16 protein-coding genes are annotated in these 14,402 nt (G+C 66.7%); all 16 read left to right on the top strand.

From position 1 onward, the window contains the following. The 16 genes from nuoH to sidA all read left to right on the top strand — a co-directional run bounded on the left by nuoH (position 1) and on the right by sidA (position 14,381). Positions 1-1,077, top strand: a complete 1,077-nt coding sequence (gene nuoH / locus ACFQ27_RS08345) for an NADH-quinone oxidoreductase subunit NuoH (protein WP_377353250.1) — start codon at positions 1-3, stop codon at positions 1,075-1,077. Next, entirely contained in the window at positions 1,074-1,280 is a 207-nt protein-coding gene (locus ACFQ27_RS08340; protein WP_377353248.1) for a hypothetical protein, read from the top strand. Before nuoH ends, ACFQ27_RS08340 begins: the two co-directional genes overlap by 4 nt. Next, positions 1,277-1,768 carry an NADH-quinone oxidoreductase subunit NuoI gene (gene nuoI, locus ACFQ27_RS08335; protein ID WP_374346756.1) on the top strand — a complete coding sequence of 164 codons (492 nt, stop codon included), beginning with the start codon at positions 1,277-1,279 and terminating at the stop codon, positions 1,766-1,768. Before ACFQ27_RS08340 ends, nuoI begins: the two co-directional genes overlap by 4 nt. Positions 1,769-1,864: 96 nt before the next feature. Further along, positions 1,865-2,482: an NADH-quinone oxidoreductase subunit J gene (locus ACFQ27_RS08330; RefSeq protein WP_374346755.1), complete on the top strand. Its 618-nt coding sequence runs from the start codon at positions 1,865-1,867 to the stop codon at positions 2,480-2,482. Then, positions 2,479-2,787 (top strand): NADH-quinone oxidoreductase subunit NuoK, encoded by a 309-nt coding sequence (gene nuoK / locus ACFQ27_RS08325; protein WP_374346754.1) that lies wholly within the window; start codon positions 2,479-2,481, stop codon positions 2,785-2,787. The genes ACFQ27_RS08330 and nuoK overlap by 4 nt, the downstream gene beginning before the upstream one ends. A gap of 9 nt (positions 2,788-2,796) precedes the next feature. Further along, the gene (gene nuoL, locus ACFQ27_RS08320; protein ID WP_377353247.1) at positions 2,797-4,872 is read left to right on the top strand and encodes an NADH-quinone oxidoreductase subunit L; all 2,076 of its coding nucleotides are present in this window, start codon (positions 2,797-2,799) and stop codon (positions 4,870-4,872) included. A gap of 14 nt (positions 4,873-4,886) precedes the next feature. After that, entirely contained in the window at positions 4,887-6,374 is a 1,488-nt protein-coding gene (locus ACFQ27_RS08315) for an NADH-quinone oxidoreductase subunit M (protein WP_377353246.1), read from the top strand. A 14-nt stretch (positions 6,375-6,388) separates the two neighbouring features. After that, positions 6,389-7,828: an NADH-quinone oxidoreductase subunit NuoN gene (gene nuoN / locus ACFQ27_RS08310; RefSeq protein ID WP_374346751.1), complete on the top strand. Its 1,440-nt coding sequence runs from the start codon at positions 6,389-6,391 to the stop codon at positions 7,826-7,828. After that, a complete protein-coding gene (locus tag ACFQ27_RS08305; RefSeq protein WP_377353245.1) occupies positions 7,829-8,566 on the top strand; it encodes a biotin--[acetyl-CoA-carboxylase] ligase in 738 nt (245 codons plus the stop codon). It abuts the gene before it with no gap. A 2-nt stretch (positions 8,567-8,568) separates the two neighbouring features. Continuing rightward, the gene (locus tag ACFQ27_RS08300; RefSeq protein WP_374346749.1) at positions 8,569-9,342 is read left to right on the top strand and encodes a type III pantothenate kinase; all 774 of its coding nucleotides are present in this window, start codon (positions 8,569-8,571) and stop codon (positions 9,340-9,342) included. Then, positions 9,342-11,024, top strand: coding sequence for a ribonuclease J (locus ACFQ27_RS08295; protein ID WP_377353244.1), 1,683 nt, complete (start codon positions 9,342-9,344; stop codon positions 11,022-11,024). The genes ACFQ27_RS08300 and ACFQ27_RS08295 overlap by 1 nt, the downstream gene beginning before the upstream one ends. A 75-nt stretch (positions 11,025-11,099) precedes the next feature. Beyond that, the gene (mce, locus tag ACFQ27_RS08290; protein ID WP_377353243.1) at positions 11,100-11,522 is read left to right on the top strand and encodes a methylmalonyl-CoA epimerase; all 423 of its coding nucleotides are present in this window, start codon (positions 11,100-11,102) and stop codon (positions 11,520-11,522) included. A 12-nt stretch (positions 11,523-11,534) separates the two neighbouring features. Then, the gene (locus tag ACFQ27_RS08285; protein ID WP_374346746.1) at positions 11,535-11,798 is read left to right on the top strand and encodes a DUF1467 family protein; all 264 of its coding nucleotides are present in this window, start codon (positions 11,535-11,537) and stop codon (positions 11,796-11,798) included. 393 nt (positions 11,799-12,191) lie between these two features. Continuing rightward, the gene (locus tag ACFQ27_RS08280; protein WP_377353241.1) at positions 12,192-13,487 is read left to right on the top strand and encodes a lipoprotein-releasing ABC transporter permease subunit; all 1,296 of its coding nucleotides are present in this window, start codon (positions 12,192-12,194) and stop codon (positions 13,485-13,487) included. Continuing rightward, positions 13,480-14,172 (top strand): ABC transporter ATP-binding protein, encoded by a 693-nt coding sequence (locus tag ACFQ27_RS08275; RefSeq protein ID WP_377353240.1) that lies wholly within the window; start codon positions 13,480-13,482, stop codon positions 14,170-14,172. Before ACFQ27_RS08280 ends, ACFQ27_RS08275 begins: the two co-directional genes overlap by 8 nt. A 119-nt stretch (positions 14,173-14,291) precedes the next feature. Further along, positions 14,292-14,381 carry a cell division inhibitor SidA gene (sidA, locus tag ACFQ27_RS08270; protein WP_377353239.1) on the top strand — a complete coding sequence of 30 codons (90 nt, stop codon included), beginning with the start codon at positions 14,292-14,294 and terminating at the stop codon, positions 14,379-14,381. The last annotated feature ends 21 nt before the right edge of the window (positions 14,382-14,402 follow it).

Here is a 14,402-nt window from a genome sequence, read left to right as displayed (position 1 = left end):
ATGGCTGCCAACTCCTTCTGGGCGACCCCCGGCGGCTGGACCCTGATCACGGTCGGCCAGATCATGCTGGTGATCCTGCCGCTGCTGGTGGCCCTGGCCTTCTTCATGCTCGCCGACCGCAAGATCTGGGCGGGCGTCCAGATGCGTAAGGGCCCGAACGTGGTCGGACCCTTTGGCCTGCTGCAGTCCTTCGCCGACCTGATCAAGTTCGTCCTGAAGGAAGTGGTGATCCCGGACGGCGCCGACAAGGCTGTCTTCCTGCTGGCCCCGCTGCTGACCTTTGCTCTGGCCCTGGTGGGCTGGGCGGTGATCCCGTTCGCGCCGGGCTGGGTCGTCGCAAACATCAATGTCGGGGTGCTGTACCTGTTCGCGATCAGTTCGCTGGGGGTCTACGGCATCATCATGGGCGGCTGGGCCTCGAACTCGAAGTATCCCTTCCTCGGCAGCCTGCGCTCGGCGGCCCAGATGGTCTCCTACGAGGTCTCCATCGGCCTGGTGATCATCACCGTGATCCTGCTGTCCGGTTCGATGAACCTGCAGACCATCGTCGAAAAGCAGGCCGGCGGGTTCTGGAACTGGAACGTGTTCGGCGGCGGCCTGCAGAACATCGTCATCATGCCGGTGATGTTCGCCATGGCGGTGATCTTCTTCATCTCAGCCCTGGCCGAGACCAACCGTCCGCCCTTCGACTTGCCGGAAGCCGAGTCCGAACTCGTCGCCGGCTACCAGGTCGAATACTCCTCCTCGCCCTTCCTGCTGTTCATGATCGGCGAGCTGGTGAACATCGTGCTGATGTGCGGCCTGATCTCGCTGATGTTCTTCGGCGGCTGGCAGGCGCCCATCGACTTCGCCTTCGTCCATCAGTGGTCGCCGACCGCTCAGAGCTTCTACGGCCTGATGTGGTTCGCCCTGAAGATGTGCTTCTTCTTCTTCCTGTTCGGCATGGTGAAGGCCATCGTGCCGCGCTACCGCTACGACCAGCTGATGCGGCTGGGCTGGAAGGTCTTCCTGCCCACCTCCGGTATCGCCGTGGTGCTCGTGGCGGCCTGGCGCGTGTTCGGCGGGGCCGGGGCGTGAAGATGATCCTCGCCATCTCCGCGCTTGCGCTCTGCGCGGCCTGCGCCAGCGGGCCGGAGCCTGAGGGCGGGGTGGCGACCTATGACAACCTGAAGACCGCGCGCGCCGCCTGCGAAGCCAAGGGCGAGGCGCTGGTTCTGAAGACGGACGGGAACCCCCAGCGGCTCTCGGCCTATCAGTGCAAGAGGAACGGCTCGCAATGATGCAGCGGATCACCCAGGCGGTCAGGGGCGCGGCGCTGTCCGACTTCGTCGGCGCCTTCGGCCTGGCCATGCGCTACATGCTGAAGCCCAAGGCGACGGTCATGTACCCGCACGAGCGTAACCCGCAGTCGCCCCGCTTCCGCGGCGAGCACGTGCTGCGCCGCTATCCGAACGGCGAAGAGCGCTGCATCGCCTGCAAGCTGTGCGAGGCCATCTGCCCGGCCCAGGCCATCACCATCGAGGCCGAGCCCCGGGAAGACGGCTCGCGCCGGACCACCCGCTACGACATCGACATGGTGAAGTGCATCTACTGCGGCCTGTGCCAGGAGGCCTGCCCGGTGGACGCCATCGTCGAGGGGCCGAACATCGAGTTCGCCGTCGAGACGCGGGAAGAGCTCTACTACGACAAGGAACGCCTGCTCGAAAACGGTGATCGTTGGGAGCGGGAAATCGCGAAGAATCTGGAACTCGACGCGGCCTACCGGTAAGACCGGCGCGCGATTCCGAAGGGTGCTGAACAGCGTCGATAGACCGGGCCCGGGCGGCCCGGCATGGCGCGAGAAGAGGGGCTGAGAAGAGCCGTCATGGCCTTGCAGGCGATCGCTTTCTATCTGCTGGCGACGGTCACCGTCGTAGCCGGGCTATGCGTGGTCTCCGCCCGCAACCCGGTGCACTCGGTGCTGTTCCTGATCCTGTCATTCTTCTCCGCTGCGGGGCTCTTCGTCCTGATGGGGGCGGAGTTCCTGGCCATGCTGCTGGTCGTCGTCTACGTCGGCGCGGTGGCGGTGCTGTTCCTCTTCGTCGTCATGATGCTCGACGTCGACTTCGCAGCGCTCCGGCAAGGTTTCGCCCAGTACGCGCCGATCGGCGCGATCATCGGCGGCTTCCTGGCCTTTGAGATGGTGCTGGTGGCCACAGCGGTCTCCAGCCACGGCGCGGCGGCCGGCAATGATACGCCCATGGCTGCGGCCGAGGGCCTGTCCAACGCCGAGACCATCGGGCGGGTGCTCTACACCGACTACATCTACTTCTTCCAGGCGGCGGGTCTGGTGCTCCTGGTGGCCATGATCGGCGCCATCGTGCTCACCCTGCGCCACAAGCCGGGCGTCCGGCGCCAGGTCATCGCTGACCAGGTCGCCCGCACGCCCAAGAGCGGCATGCGCATCGTCCAGATCAAGCCGGGCGAGGGGATTTCGGAATGACCATCGGGCTCGCCCATTATCTGGCGGTGGCCGCGATCCTGTTCACCATCGGGGTGTTCGGGATTTTCGTGAACCGCAAGAACATCATCGTCATCCTGATGTCCGTGGAGCTGATCCTGCTCTCGGTGAACATCAACCTGGTGGCCTTCTCGGTCTATCTCCACAACGTGGTGGGGCAGATCTTCGCCATGTTCGTCCTGACCGTGGCGGCGGCCGAGGCCGCCGTGGGCCTCGCCATCCTGGTGACCTTCTTCCGCAACCGCGGCGACATCGCCGTGGACGACGCCTCGATGATGAAGGGCTGACGGAAAGCCATGAACGCGCAGTCTATCGTTCCCATCATCGTCTTCGGACCGCTCCTCGGGGCGGCCGTGGCGGGCCTGTTCGGCCGCCGCCTGGGCGACACGGTCTCCCAGGCCATCACCACCGGCCTGCTTCTGTTGTCCTGCGTCCTGTCCTGGGTGGTCTTCTCCCAGTGGACCTGGGGCGGGCTTGAGCCCTTCACCACCACGGTCGCGCCGTTCATCAACATCGGCGACTTCCAGTCGAACTGGTCGATCCGCATCGACGCCCTGTCGGCGACCATGCTGATCGTGGTGACCACGGTCTCGGCCCTCGTGCACCTCTACAGCTGGGGGTACATGGCCGAGGATCCGTCCAAGCCGCGGTTCTTCGCCTACCTGTCGCTCTTCACCTTCGCCATGCTGTCGCTGGTCACCGCCGCCGACTTCATGCAGCTGTTCTTCGGCTGGGAAGGGGTGGGCCTGGCGTCCTACCTGCTGATCGGCTTCTGGTTCCACAAGCCCAGCGCCAACGCCGCCTCCATCAAGGCTTTCGTGGTCAACCGGGTGGGCGACTTCGGCTTCGCGCTCGGCATCATGACGGTCTTCTGGCAGTTCAAGACCATCGAGTTCGCTGAACTGTTCCCGCAGATCCCGGCCATGGTCGGCAAGGGCTGGGAGTTCGCCGGCCACACCTGGCCGGCCGTCGACCTGGCCTGCGGCCTGCTGTTCATCGGCGCCATGGGCAAGTCGGCCCAGTTCTTCCTGCACACCTGGCTGCCGGACGCCATGGAAGGCCCGACCCCGGTGTCGGCCCTGATCCACGCCGCCACCATGGTGACCGCCGGCGTCTACATGGTCTGCCTGCTCTCGCCGATGTTCGAGTACGCCCCGGTGGCCAAGCAGATTGTCACCCTGATCGGCGCCGTCACCGCCCTGTTCGCGGCGACCGTCGGCCTGGCCCAGAACGACATCAAGCGGGTCATCGCCTATTCGACCTGTTCGCAGCTCGGCTACATGTTCTTCGCTGCGGGCGTGGGCGCCTACCAGGCGGCCATGTTCCACCTGTTCACGCACGCCTTCTTCAAGGCCCTGCTGTTCCTGGGCGCCGGCTCGGTGATCCACGGGATGCACCACGAGCAGGACATGCGGAAGATGGGCGCCCTGTGGAAGCACCTGCCCATCACCTATGCGGTGATGACCATCGGCACTCTGGCGATCACCGGCTTCGGGATCCCGGGCGTCGAGCTGGGCTTCGCCGGCTTCTACTCCAAGGACGCCATCATCGAGTCGGCCTTCGCGGCCGGCCAGGAGCATGGCGGCGTCGCCTACTTCGCCTTCATCGTCGGCCTGTTCGCCGCCGGCCTGACCGCCTTCTACTCCTGGCGCCTGGCCTTCATGACCTTCCATGGCCACGCCAAGTGGGGTCACGACGATGCGCACGCCCATGATGACCACGCCCACGCGGCGGACGGTCATGACGATCATGCCCACGACGACCACGCGCACGACGATCATGGCCATGGCCATGGCCATGCGCACCAGCCGCACGAGAGCCCGTTGGTGATGATCGTGCCGCTGCTGGTGCTGTCGGTCGGCGCGGTGCTGGCCGGCTGGGCCTTCGTCGAGAAGTTCGTCGGCGAGGAGCGCGGCGAGTTCTGGAAGGGCGCGATCTTCAACGCCCCGACCAACCACGTGCTCGAACACGCCCACCATGCGCCCACCTGGGTGCTCTGGGCGCCGCTGGTGGTCTCGATGCTCGGCCTCGTGATCGCCTGGTACGTCTATATCCGCAAGGAAGGCCTGGGCGCGCGGATCGCGGCCAACAAGGGCCTGCTCTGGACCTTCCTCTACAACAAGTGGTTCTTCGATGAGCTCTATGAGGCCACCTTCGTGCGCCTGACCAAGTTCCTGGGCGATCTGTTCTGGAAGGGTGGGGATCAGAAGATCATCGACGGCCTCGGGCCGGACGGGGTCTCGGCGGTGTCCTACGCGCTGGGCCGCCGGACGGGTAAGCTGCAGTCCGGCTTCCTCTACCACTATGCGTTCGTGATGCTGCTTGGCGTGGCGGGTCTGCTGACCTTCGCCCTGCTGGCCTGGCAGGCTTAAGGGGGAGCGACCAGATGACCGGCATTCTCTCCCTGACGACCTTCTCGCCACTGCTCGGCGTGGCGGGCATTCTCGCGCTTCGCCTGTTCGGCAAGCCGGACGACGCCAAGACGGTCGAGACCGCCAAGTGGATCGCCTTCGTGGTGACCCTGGGCACGCTCGCCCTGTCCGTCCTGCTGGTGGCCCAGTACGACGCCTCGAACGCGGGCTTCCAGTTCGTCGAGGACTTCAACTGGTTCGCAGGCCTGCACTACCGCATGGGCGTCGACGGGATCTCGATCCTGTTCGTCCTGCTGACCGCCTTCCTCATGCCGTTCTGTATCGCGGCGTCCTGGAAGGCGATCGAGACGCGGGTGCTCGAATACCTGATCGCCTTCCTGATCCTCGAGACCCTGGTCATCGGCGTGTTCTGCGCGCTGGACCTGGTGCTTTTCTACGCCTTCTTCGAGTTCGGCCTGGTGCCGATGTTCCTGATCATCGGCATCTGGGGCGGCAAGCGTCGGGTCTACGCGGCCTTCAAGTTCTTCCTCTACACCCTGCTGGGCTCCGTCCTGATGCTGGCCGCCATCCTGGCGATGATCGGCATCTCGGGCACCAGCTCGATCCCCGAGTTGATGACCTACAAGTTCGCGCCCTGGATCCAGACCTGGCTGTGGCTGGCCTTCTTCGCCTCCTTCGCGGTGAAGATGCCCATGTGGCCGGTGCACACCTGGCTGCCTGACGCTCACGTGGAAGCGCCGACGGCCGGTTCCGTGATCCTGGCGGGCATCCTCTTGAAGATGGGCGGCTACGGCTTCCTGCGCTTCTCGCTGCCGATGTTCCCGCAGGCCTCGGAGATGTTCTCGCCGCTGGTCTTCACCCTCAGCGTCATCGCCATCGTCTACACCTCGCTGGTCGCCTTCCGGCAGACCGACATGAAGAAGCTGATCGCCTATTCGTCGGTCGCCCACATGGGCTTCGTGACCATGGGGATCTTCGCCGGCAACGCTATCGGCGTGCAGGGCGCGATCTTCCAGATGCTGAGCCACGGGGTGATCTCCGGCGCGCTCTTCCTCTGCGTCGGCGTGGTCTATGACCGCATGCACACCCGCGAGATCGCCTACTATGGCGGCCTGGTGAACCGCATGCCCTGGTACGCGGCGACCTTCCTGCTCTTCACCATGGGCAATGTCGGCCTGCCGGGCACCTCGGGCTTCGTCGGCGAAATCCTGACCATGACCGGGACCTACCAGGCCTCGACCTGGACGGCCCTGGTGGCCGCCTCCGGCGTAATCTTCTCGGCCGTCTATGCGCTCACGCTGTACCGGCGCGTGGTGTTCGGCGAGATGACCAACCCGGCGCTGGCCAATATCTCCGACCTCGACTGGCGTGAGGTGGCGATCTTCGCGCCGCTGATCCTGTCGACCCTGTATCTGGGCGTCCATCCGGGCGTCGTGTTCGACCTGACCCAGGCCTCGGTCGACAACCTCGTCGCGGCCTACCGCGCGGCGATCGGCGCCTAGGGGGACCTGAAGCCATGACCTTCTCTGCCGATTTCGCCCTGGCCCTTCCCGAGGCCATCCTCGCAGGGGCGGCCCTGTTCCTGCTGGTGGCGGGGGCTTTCGCCCCGCGTCGCACGGCCCTCGTCGGGCTGGGCGCTATCCTGGCCCTGGCCGCCGCGGCCTACGCCGCCGCTGTGGCGCCGGTCGGCAAGGCCTTCTCCGGGGGGCTGATTTCTGACGCGGCCTCGTCCTTCGCCCAGGTCGCCATCTACGCCGCCAGCGCGGTGTCGATCCTGCTGGGCCAGCGCTGGTTCAAGCGCCGCGGCGTCGACAACTTTGAATACCCGGTCCTGATCCTGCTGGCCGCGCTGGGCATGGCCATGATGGTCGGTGCGGGCGACCTGATCGCGCTCTATGTGGGCGTGGAACTGCAGTCCCTGGCCCTCTATGTGCTCGCCGCCATGCACCGCGACGACGCCAAAGCTTCGGAAGCCGGCCTGAAGTACTTCGTGCTCGGCGCCCTGTCCTCGGGTCTGCTGCTGTACGGCGCCTCGCTGATCTACGGCTTCGCCGGCTCCACCAAGTTCGACGACATCGCCGTCGCCGTTCAGGGCGGCGCCCACACCGGCGTGCTGTTCGGCCTGGTGTTCCTGATCTGCGGCCTGGCCTTCAAGATCTCCGCCGCGCCGTTCCACATGTGGACCCCGGATGTCTATGAGGGCGCCCCGACCCCGGTCGTGGCCTTCTTCGCCGCGGCGCCCAAGCTCGCCGCCATGGTGCTGTTCGCCCGCGCTTTGACCCACGGCTTTGACGGGGCCATCGCCCAATGGCGCCAGGTCCTGGTGATCGTGGCCCTGCTGTCGATTTTCGTCGGCGCCTTTGCGGGCCTGGCCCAGACCAACCTGAAGCGTCTGTGGGCCTATTCCTCCATCGCCAATGTCGGCTACGCCGTGCTGGGCTTGGCCTCGGGCAGCGCCGAAGGCGTCCAGGCGATGCTGGTGTTCATGGTCCTCTACATGGTGGACGTGACCGGCTTCTTCGCCTGCCTCTCGGGCCTGTCGCGCGACGGCAAGCCGATGGAGACCATCGAGGACATGGCTGGCCTGTTCAAGGAACGCCCGGGCATCGCGCTGGCCATGACCGCGTTTTCGCTGTCGGCGCTCGGCCTGCCGCCGTTCTCCGGCTTCTGGGCGAAGTTCTATGTCTTCAAGGCGGCGATCAACACGCCCGACGTCGCCATCCAGGGCGCGGCCATCGCCGGCCTGGTCGGCTCGGTTGTGGCGGCCTTCTACTATCTGCGCCTGATCAAGGTGATGTGGTTCGACGCGGCTCCGGGCCGTACCGACGCCCCGCCGGTGGAAGTGCGGGCCATCGCCATCTCGGCGGCCCTGTTCAGCTTCCCGCTGGTCCTGGGCGCCCTGGTGTTCATCGACCCGCTCGCCAAGGCGGCGGCCGCCGCGTTCGGCCTCGCCTAGGTGTCGATCCCGGCCATCGAGGCCTATGACGAGATAGACTCCACCAACGCCGAGGCGCGACGCCGCGCCGAGGCGGGGGAGGCCGGCCCGGTCTGGATCACCGCCTTGCGCCAAACGGCGGGGCGGGGCCGCCGGGGCCGGGCCTGGGACAGCCCCACGGGCAATCTCGCCGCCACCCTGCTGTATGTGACCGACATGCCGGCGGCGGACGCCGCCCAGGTGTCGTTTGTCGCCGCGCTCGCGGTCGCCGATCTCGCCGAGGCCTGCCTAGGTCCTGGCCTTGGCCGCGTGAAGTGGCCCAATGACCTGATGATCCATGGCCGCAAGGCCAGCGGCATCCTGGTCGAGTCCGGCTCGCGGCCTGACGGCAAGCTGTGGCTGGCGGTGGGGATCGGGGTGAACCTCGCCACCTATCCGCAGGACGTCGAGCGTCCGGCCTGCGCCTTCGCCGAGTTCATGTCAGCTAGGCCGCCCAAACCGCGGGACGCGCTGGAGATCCTGGCCCGGTCCTTCGAGGCCTGGCGCCAGATCTGGACCCGGGAGGGCTTCGCCCCCATCGCCGCGGCCTGGACCCGAGTGGCTCACGGGCTTGGCGAACCCTGCGTCGCCCGCCTACCCAACCAGACCCACCGGGGGATCGCCGAGGGCCTGGACCCTGATGGAGCCCTTCGCCTGAAGCTGGACGACGGCTCGGTTCTGCGCATAACCGCCGGCGACGTGTTTTTCGGAGACGCCTAGAGATGCTGCTCGCGATCGAACAGGGCAACACCAACACCATGTTCGCCGTTCATGACGGCGAGACCTGGATCGCTCAATGGCGCGCGGCCACCGATTCCAGCCGCACCGCCGACGAATACGCCGTCTGGCTGTCCCAACTGCTCGCTATGGCGAGCCTTAAGTTCGAGGTGCTGGACGCCTGCATCATTTCCAGCGTGGTGCCGCAGTCGATCTTCAACCTGCGCAACCTCGCCCGCCGTTACCTGCACGTCGAACCCCTGGTGATCGGCGAGAACGCCGTGCTGGGCATTCCGGTGCGTATCGACAAGCCTTCGGAAGCCGGCGCTGACCGCCTGGTCAACGCCATCGGCGCCCATGTGATCTATCCGGGCGACCTGATCGTCATCGACAGCGGCACCGCCACCACCTTCGACATCGTCGCCGCCGATGGTGGGTTCGAGGGCGGGGTGATCGCGCCCGGCATCAACCTGTCCATGGAGGCCCTGCACGCCGCGGCCGCCAAGCTGCCGCGCGTTGCTATCCAGAAGCCCCAGCGCGTGGTCGGCAAGGACACGGTCGGGGCCATGCAGGCCGGCGTCTTCTGGGGCTACATCGCCTTGATCGAGGGCCTCATCGCCCGCATCAAGGCCGAATGGGACAAGCCCATGACGGTCGTCGCCACTGGCGGCGTCGCCTCGCTGTTTCACGGTGCGACCCTGGCGATTGACCACTTCGATCCCGATCTAACGATCCGCGGCCTGCTGGAAATCCAGCGGCGCAACACCCAAAAGGCGTGATGGCGAAAGCAAAACCCGACGACGAACTCGTCTTCCTGCCGCTGGGCGGGTCGAACGAGATCGGCATGAATTTCAATCTGTACGGCTTTGGCCCGCCGCACGATCGCAAGTGGATCGTCGTCGACCTGGGCGTGACCTTCGGCGACCAGACGACCCCTGGGGTCGAGATCATCCTGCCGGACCCCACCTTCATCGAGCAGCACGCCCACGACATCCTGGGCATCGTGCTGACCCACGCCCACGAGGACCATATCGGCGCGGTGGCCTGGCTGTGGCCGCGCCTGCGCGCGCCGCTGTACGCGACGCCTTTCACCGCCTTCCTCCTGCGCGAGAAGCTGCGCGAGCAGGACCTGTTGGGCGAGGCTGAGATCACCGAGGTGCCGCTGGGCGGGACCCTGGATATCGGCCCGTTCCAGGTGGAGATGGTGACCCTGACCCACTCGATCCCCGAGCCCAATGGCCTGGCGATCCGCACGCCGCTGGGCGTCATCCTGCACACCGGCGACTGGAAGATCGATCCGGATCCGGTGCTGGGCGAAGTGACCGACTCCGGGACCATCCAGCGCCTGGGCGACGAGGGTGTCCTGGCCATGGTCTGTGACTCGACCAACGTCTTCGTCGACGGTGAGGCCGGCTCTGAGGCTGATGTGCGCGAGGCCCTGGCCGGGCTGATCGGCGGGCTGAAGGGCCGGGTGGCTGTGGCCTGCTTCGCCTCCAACGTCGCGCGGATGCACTCGGTGATCAACGCCGCCAAGGCGGCCGGCCGCCGGGTCTGCCTGGTGGGCCGCTCCATGATCCGCATGGCCTCGGCCGCGCGGCATGTGGGCCTGTTCGACGACGTGGCCGAGTTCGTCACCGAGCAGCAGGCCGGTCAATTCCCGGCCGACCAGATCCTCTATCTGTGCACCGGCAGCCAGGGCGAGGCCCGCGCGGCTCTGTCGCGGATCGCCGACGGCACCCATCCGCACGTGAAGCTGGGGGCAGGGGACGCCTGCGTCTTCTCCTCCCGCGTCATCCCGGGCAACGAGGTGCCGATCCGCAACCTGCAGAACAAGATGGCCGACCGCGGGGTGCGCCTCTACACCGAGCGCGACCATCCGGGGATCCACGTCTCCGGCCACCCGTGCCGGGACGAGCTGTCGCGCATGTACCATTGGGCCAGGCCGCAGATCGCGGTGCCGACCCATGGCGAGCGCCGTCACCTGCTGGAACACGCCGCCTTCGCCCGCGACCTGCAGGTTCCGCAGACGGTGGCGCCGCGTAACGGCGACATGGTCCGCCTGGCCCCCGGCCGGGCCGAGATCATCGACGAGGTCCCGTCAGGCCGGCTCTATGTGGACGCGGGTGTGGTGACGCCGGAGAACGGTGACGCCCTGCGCGAGCGCCGTCACGCCGCCTTCAACGGCGTGTTGAGCGTCGCCGTGGTCCTGGACGGTCGGGGCAAGATCGCCTCGGGTCCCCAGGTCCGCGCCATCGGCCTGCCCACCGACGACGACTACCCCCTGGACGAGGTGCTGGACGATCTGGCCGGCGAGGCCGAGCAGGCGCTCAAGCGCCTGTCCGGCGACGACCGCGAGTTCGACGACCTGGTCGAACAGGCGCTCGGCCGGGCCGTGAAGAAGGCCAGCCAGCGCATCTGGGGCCGCCGCCCCGTGGTGGAGACAACCGTTCTGAGGCTCTAGCGGGGTCTGGCGTTCCGCTGCGGCAGATCGCCTAGGCCTTCCGGCATCGAGCCCCCAGGGAGTATAGAGGCGACCATGATCGGCAAACTGAACCATGTTGGGGTCGCGACCCCCTCCATCGACGAGTCGGTGAAGCTCTATCGCGACGTCCTGGGCGCCACCTCCATCGGCGAGAAGTTCGCCATGCCGGAGCAGGGCGTGTGGGTGTGCTTCGTCAACCTGCCCAACAGCCAGATCGAGCTGATCGAGCCCTATGGCGAGGCCTCGCCGGTCCATGGCTTCCTGGCCAAGAACCCGGCCGGCGGCCAGCACCACATCTGTTTTGAAGTGCCCGACATCATCGCCGCCCGCGACGACATGCGCGCCAAGGGCGCAACCGTCCTGGGCACCGGCGAGCCGCGGATCGGCGCCCACGGCACCCCGGTGATCTTCGTCCATCCGAAGAACATGGGCGGCGTGCTGGTCGAGCTGATGGAAACCCCGAAAGACGCCCACTAGGGACACCTGAGCATGAGCCTCTTCACCGCCATCGCCATCTACCTGACCATCTGGTGGACGGTGCTGTTCGCCGTGTTGCCGCTGGGCGTGACCAGCCACGCGGAGGCCGGCATCGACAAGGGCGACGGGGGCGACCCCGGCGCGCCGGTGGATCCGAAGCTCAAGAAGAAGTTCATCACCACCACCTGGGTCTCGGCGATCCTGTTCGCGATCCTTTGGCTGGTGGTGACCTTCCACCTGATCAGCATCCCGCCTCTGCCCCATAACTGGTCCTGAGACGGGGCCCAGCGCCGCAAATTTGCGCGCGCTGGGCAGGCTTCGCCCAAAGCTTGGGCGGATCGCGCAAGCCTGTTCCGCGACGTAGCTTTACGGGAAACGTCCGGCGTAACTCGCGTTACACCTCCTCATCACGGCTGGCCCAGTTGGTCCGCCCGTGGCGTTTTTCCCCGACGACCTGAAGGCCGCCCACCTCCCTGGGCGGCCTTCTTTTCGTTCTGGTTTGGCTGAAGGCCGCCCGTCCTTGGGTGGCCTTCTTTTCGTTCTGGTTTGATTGCAAAGCTGAGCCTTCGCCGGCTAATTCACAGGCCTGCGATCCGTCGCGGGAGCCAGCAGGACGCATCTGCGTTACATGGCCTTCCAACAGCGGCGCCGTAAGCGAATGGGGGACGCGTGAGTTCAGCCGATAACCTGACCGGAGGTCGCGCCGCGCCCTTCGGCCTATGGGAGCGCTCGGTCGCCCTGCGCTATCTGCGCGCCAAGCGCAGCGAGGGCGGCGTGGCGCTGATCTCGCTCATCTCCTTCATCGGCATCATGCTGGCCGTGGCGGTGCTGATCATCGTCATGAGCGTGATGAACGGCTTCCGCTCCGAACTGCTCGGCCGCATCCTGGGCTTTAACGGCCACATGTACGTCACCGGCGGGATCATGATGACGCCGGAGCGCGACCCGATGATCGCCCGGCTGAAGGCCATTCCGGGCGTCGTCCAGGTGGTGCCCATCATCGAGGCCCAGGCCATGGCGCTCGGCCAGGGGCAGATCAGCGGCGCCATCGTCCGCGGCATCCGCCCCAGCGACCTGGCCGCCACCAAACTCGTCTCCAGCAACATCGTGCGGGGCTCGCTCGAGGGCTTCGGCGCTGGCGAATATGGCGGCGACCTGATCATGGTCGGCGACCGCCTGGCCCAGAACCTCGGCGTCCAGCCGGGCGATGCGCTCACCCTGATCTCGCCCACCGGAGGCGCCACCGCCTTTGGCGCGACGCCCCAGCGCAAGACCTACACCGTCGCCGGCACTTTCAGCGTCGGCATGAGCGAGTACGACCAGACCTTCATCTACATGCCGCTGGACCAGGCCCAGCTGTTCTTCGGCCGCGACACCGGCGTCGACTTCGTGGAGATGAAGCTGACCAACGCCGACGACGCCATGGCCCTGAAGCCCGAGGTCGCCCGCATCGCCGGCCCGACCAGCGTCGTCACCGACTGGACGGAAAAGAACGCCTCCTACTGGGGCGCGCTGCAGGTGGAGCGCAACGTCATGCGCCTGATCCTGATGCTCCTGGTGGCCATCGCGGCCATGAACATCATCTCCGGCCTCGTCATGCTGGTGAAGAACAAGGGGCGCGACATCGCCATCCTGCGCACCATGGGCGCGGGGCAGGGCTCGATCTTGCGCATCTTCTTCATGACCGGTGCGCTCGTGGGCCTCCTGGGCACCATCGCCGGCCTGATCCTGGGCGTGCTGTTCTGCACCTTCATCGGTCCGATCCAGTCCTTCGTGGAGTGGGCGACGGGGACCCAGGTGTTCAATTCGGACGTCTATTTCCTGACCCGCGTGCCGGCCAAGATCGACTGGCAGGAGGTGGCGGGCATCACCTTCTGGTCGCTGGCCATGGCCTTTGTCGCCACCCTGCCGCCCGCCTGGCGGGCCTCGCGTCTCGATCCGGTGGAGGCCCTTCGCTATGAGTGAGGCCGACTTGGTGCTCGCAATCCGCGGGCTGAAGCGCACCTACAAGTCCGGCGACCGGACGCTGACCGTCCTCGACGGCGCCGAGCTTGACGTGCAACGCGGCGAGATCGTCGGCCTGATCGGGCCGTCCGGCTCGGGCAAGTCCTCGCTGCTGCACGCCGCGGGCCTGCTTGAGCGGCCGACCGAAGGCCAGATCTTCATCGAGGGCCGCGACTGCTCGAACCTCAGCGACCGGGTGCGCACCCGCATCCGCCTGGGGACCATCGGCTTCGTCTACCAGGCGCACCACCTTCTGCCGGAGTTCACAGCCCTGGATAACGTCGCCCTGCCGCAGATGATCGCCGGCAAGAGCCGCAAGGCGGCCCGCGACCGCGCCGAGAGCCTGCTCAGCCAACTGGGCCTGGCCGAGCGCGTCCACCACCAGCCGGCCCAGATGTCCGGCGGGGAACAGCAGCGGGTCGCCATCGCCCGTGCGCTTGCCAACAAGCCGCGCCTGCTCCTGGCCGACGAGCCCACCGGCAACCTGGATCCCGCGACATCCACCGCGGTGTTCGAGAACCTCTACGCCCTGGCCCGCGCCGAGGGCGTCTCAGCCCTCGTCGCCACCCACAACCTCGAGCTCGCCCGTCACATGGACCGCGTGCTGGGGCTGAAGGCCGGGAAGCTGGAGCCGCAGGCGCTCTGAGCCCATGTCCCGACCCGCTCCCTGCATGCGGGGCGAGGGGCTGGCATAGCCCTCTTGACGACGAGAACAAAACCAGAAATAAGAACATCCAGAGAACGTCCACAACGGGGGTGCGCAAGATGGTTCGTCTGGCTCGGGAATCGCTGGCTTTTGTGTCGGTCGCCAGCTTTGTCTGGATGATGTGTCAGGTGGCCCAGCTGGCGGCCTGAGCGAGGGTGTAGGAGGCGGAT

This window comes from Phenylobacterium conjunctum, from assembly GCF_042679085.1.
In the GTDB taxonomy this organism is placed as follows: Bacteria; Pseudomonadota; Alphaproteobacteria; order Caulobacterales; family Caulobacteraceae; genus Phenylobacterium; species Phenylobacterium conjunctum.
The sequence above is the reverse complement of the archived record's forward strand: the minus strand, read 5'-3'. Positions and strand labels throughout refer to the sequence as shown.

What these genes read in the sequence shown, in the direction of transcription:
- nuoH (WP_377353250.1), top strand. Translation starts at nt 1, where the DNA reads ATGGCTGCCAACTCCTTCTGGGCGACCCCCGGCGGCTGGACCCTGATC.
- nuoI (WP_374346756.1), top strand. Translation starts at nt 1,277, where the DNA reads ATGATGCAGCGGATCACCCAGGCGGTCAGGGGCGCGGCGCTGTCCGAC.
- ACFQ27_RS08330 (WP_374346755.1), top strand. Translation starts at nt 1,865, where the DNA reads ATGGCCTTGCAGGCGATCGCTTTCTATCTGCTGGCGACGGTCACCGTC.
- nuoK (WP_374346754.1), top strand. Translation starts at nt 2,479, where the DNA reads ATGACCATCGGGCTCGCCCATTATCTGGCGGTGGCCGCGATCCTGTTC.
- nuoL (WP_377353247.1), top strand. Translation starts at nt 2,797, where the DNA reads ATGAACGCGCAGTCTATCGTTCCCATCATCGTCTTCGGACCGCTCCTC.
- ACFQ27_RS08315 (WP_377353246.1), top strand. Translation starts at nt 4,887, where the DNA reads ATGACCGGCATTCTCTCCCTGACGACCTTCTCGCCACTGCTCGGCGTG.
- nuoN (WP_374346751.1), top strand. Translation starts at nt 6,389, where the DNA reads ATGACCTTCTCTGCCGATTTCGCCCTGGCCCTTCCCGAGGCCATCCTC.
- ACFQ27_RS08300 (WP_374346749.1), top strand. Translation starts at nt 8,569, where the DNA reads ATGCTGCTCGCGATCGAACAGGGCAACACCAACACCATGTTCGCCGTT.
- ACFQ27_RS08295 (WP_377353244.1), top strand. Translation starts at nt 9,342, where the DNA reads ATGGCGAAAGCAAAACCCGACGACGAACTCGTCTTCCTGCCGCTGGGC.
- mce (WP_377353243.1), top strand. Translation starts at nt 11,100, where the DNA reads ATGATCGGCAAACTGAACCATGTTGGGGTCGCGACCCCCTCCATCGAC.
- ACFQ27_RS08285 (WP_374346746.1), top strand. Translation starts at nt 11,535, where the DNA reads ATGAGCCTCTTCACCGCCATCGCCATCTACCTGACCATCTGGTGGACG.
- ACFQ27_RS08275 (WP_377353240.1), top strand. Translation starts at nt 13,480, where the DNA reads ATGAGTGAGGCCGACTTGGTGCTCGCAATCCGCGGGCTGAAGCGCACC.
- sidA (WP_377353239.1), top strand. Translation starts at nt 14,292, where the DNA reads ATGGTTCGTCTGGCTCGGGAATCGCTGGCTTTTGTGTCGGTCGCCAGC.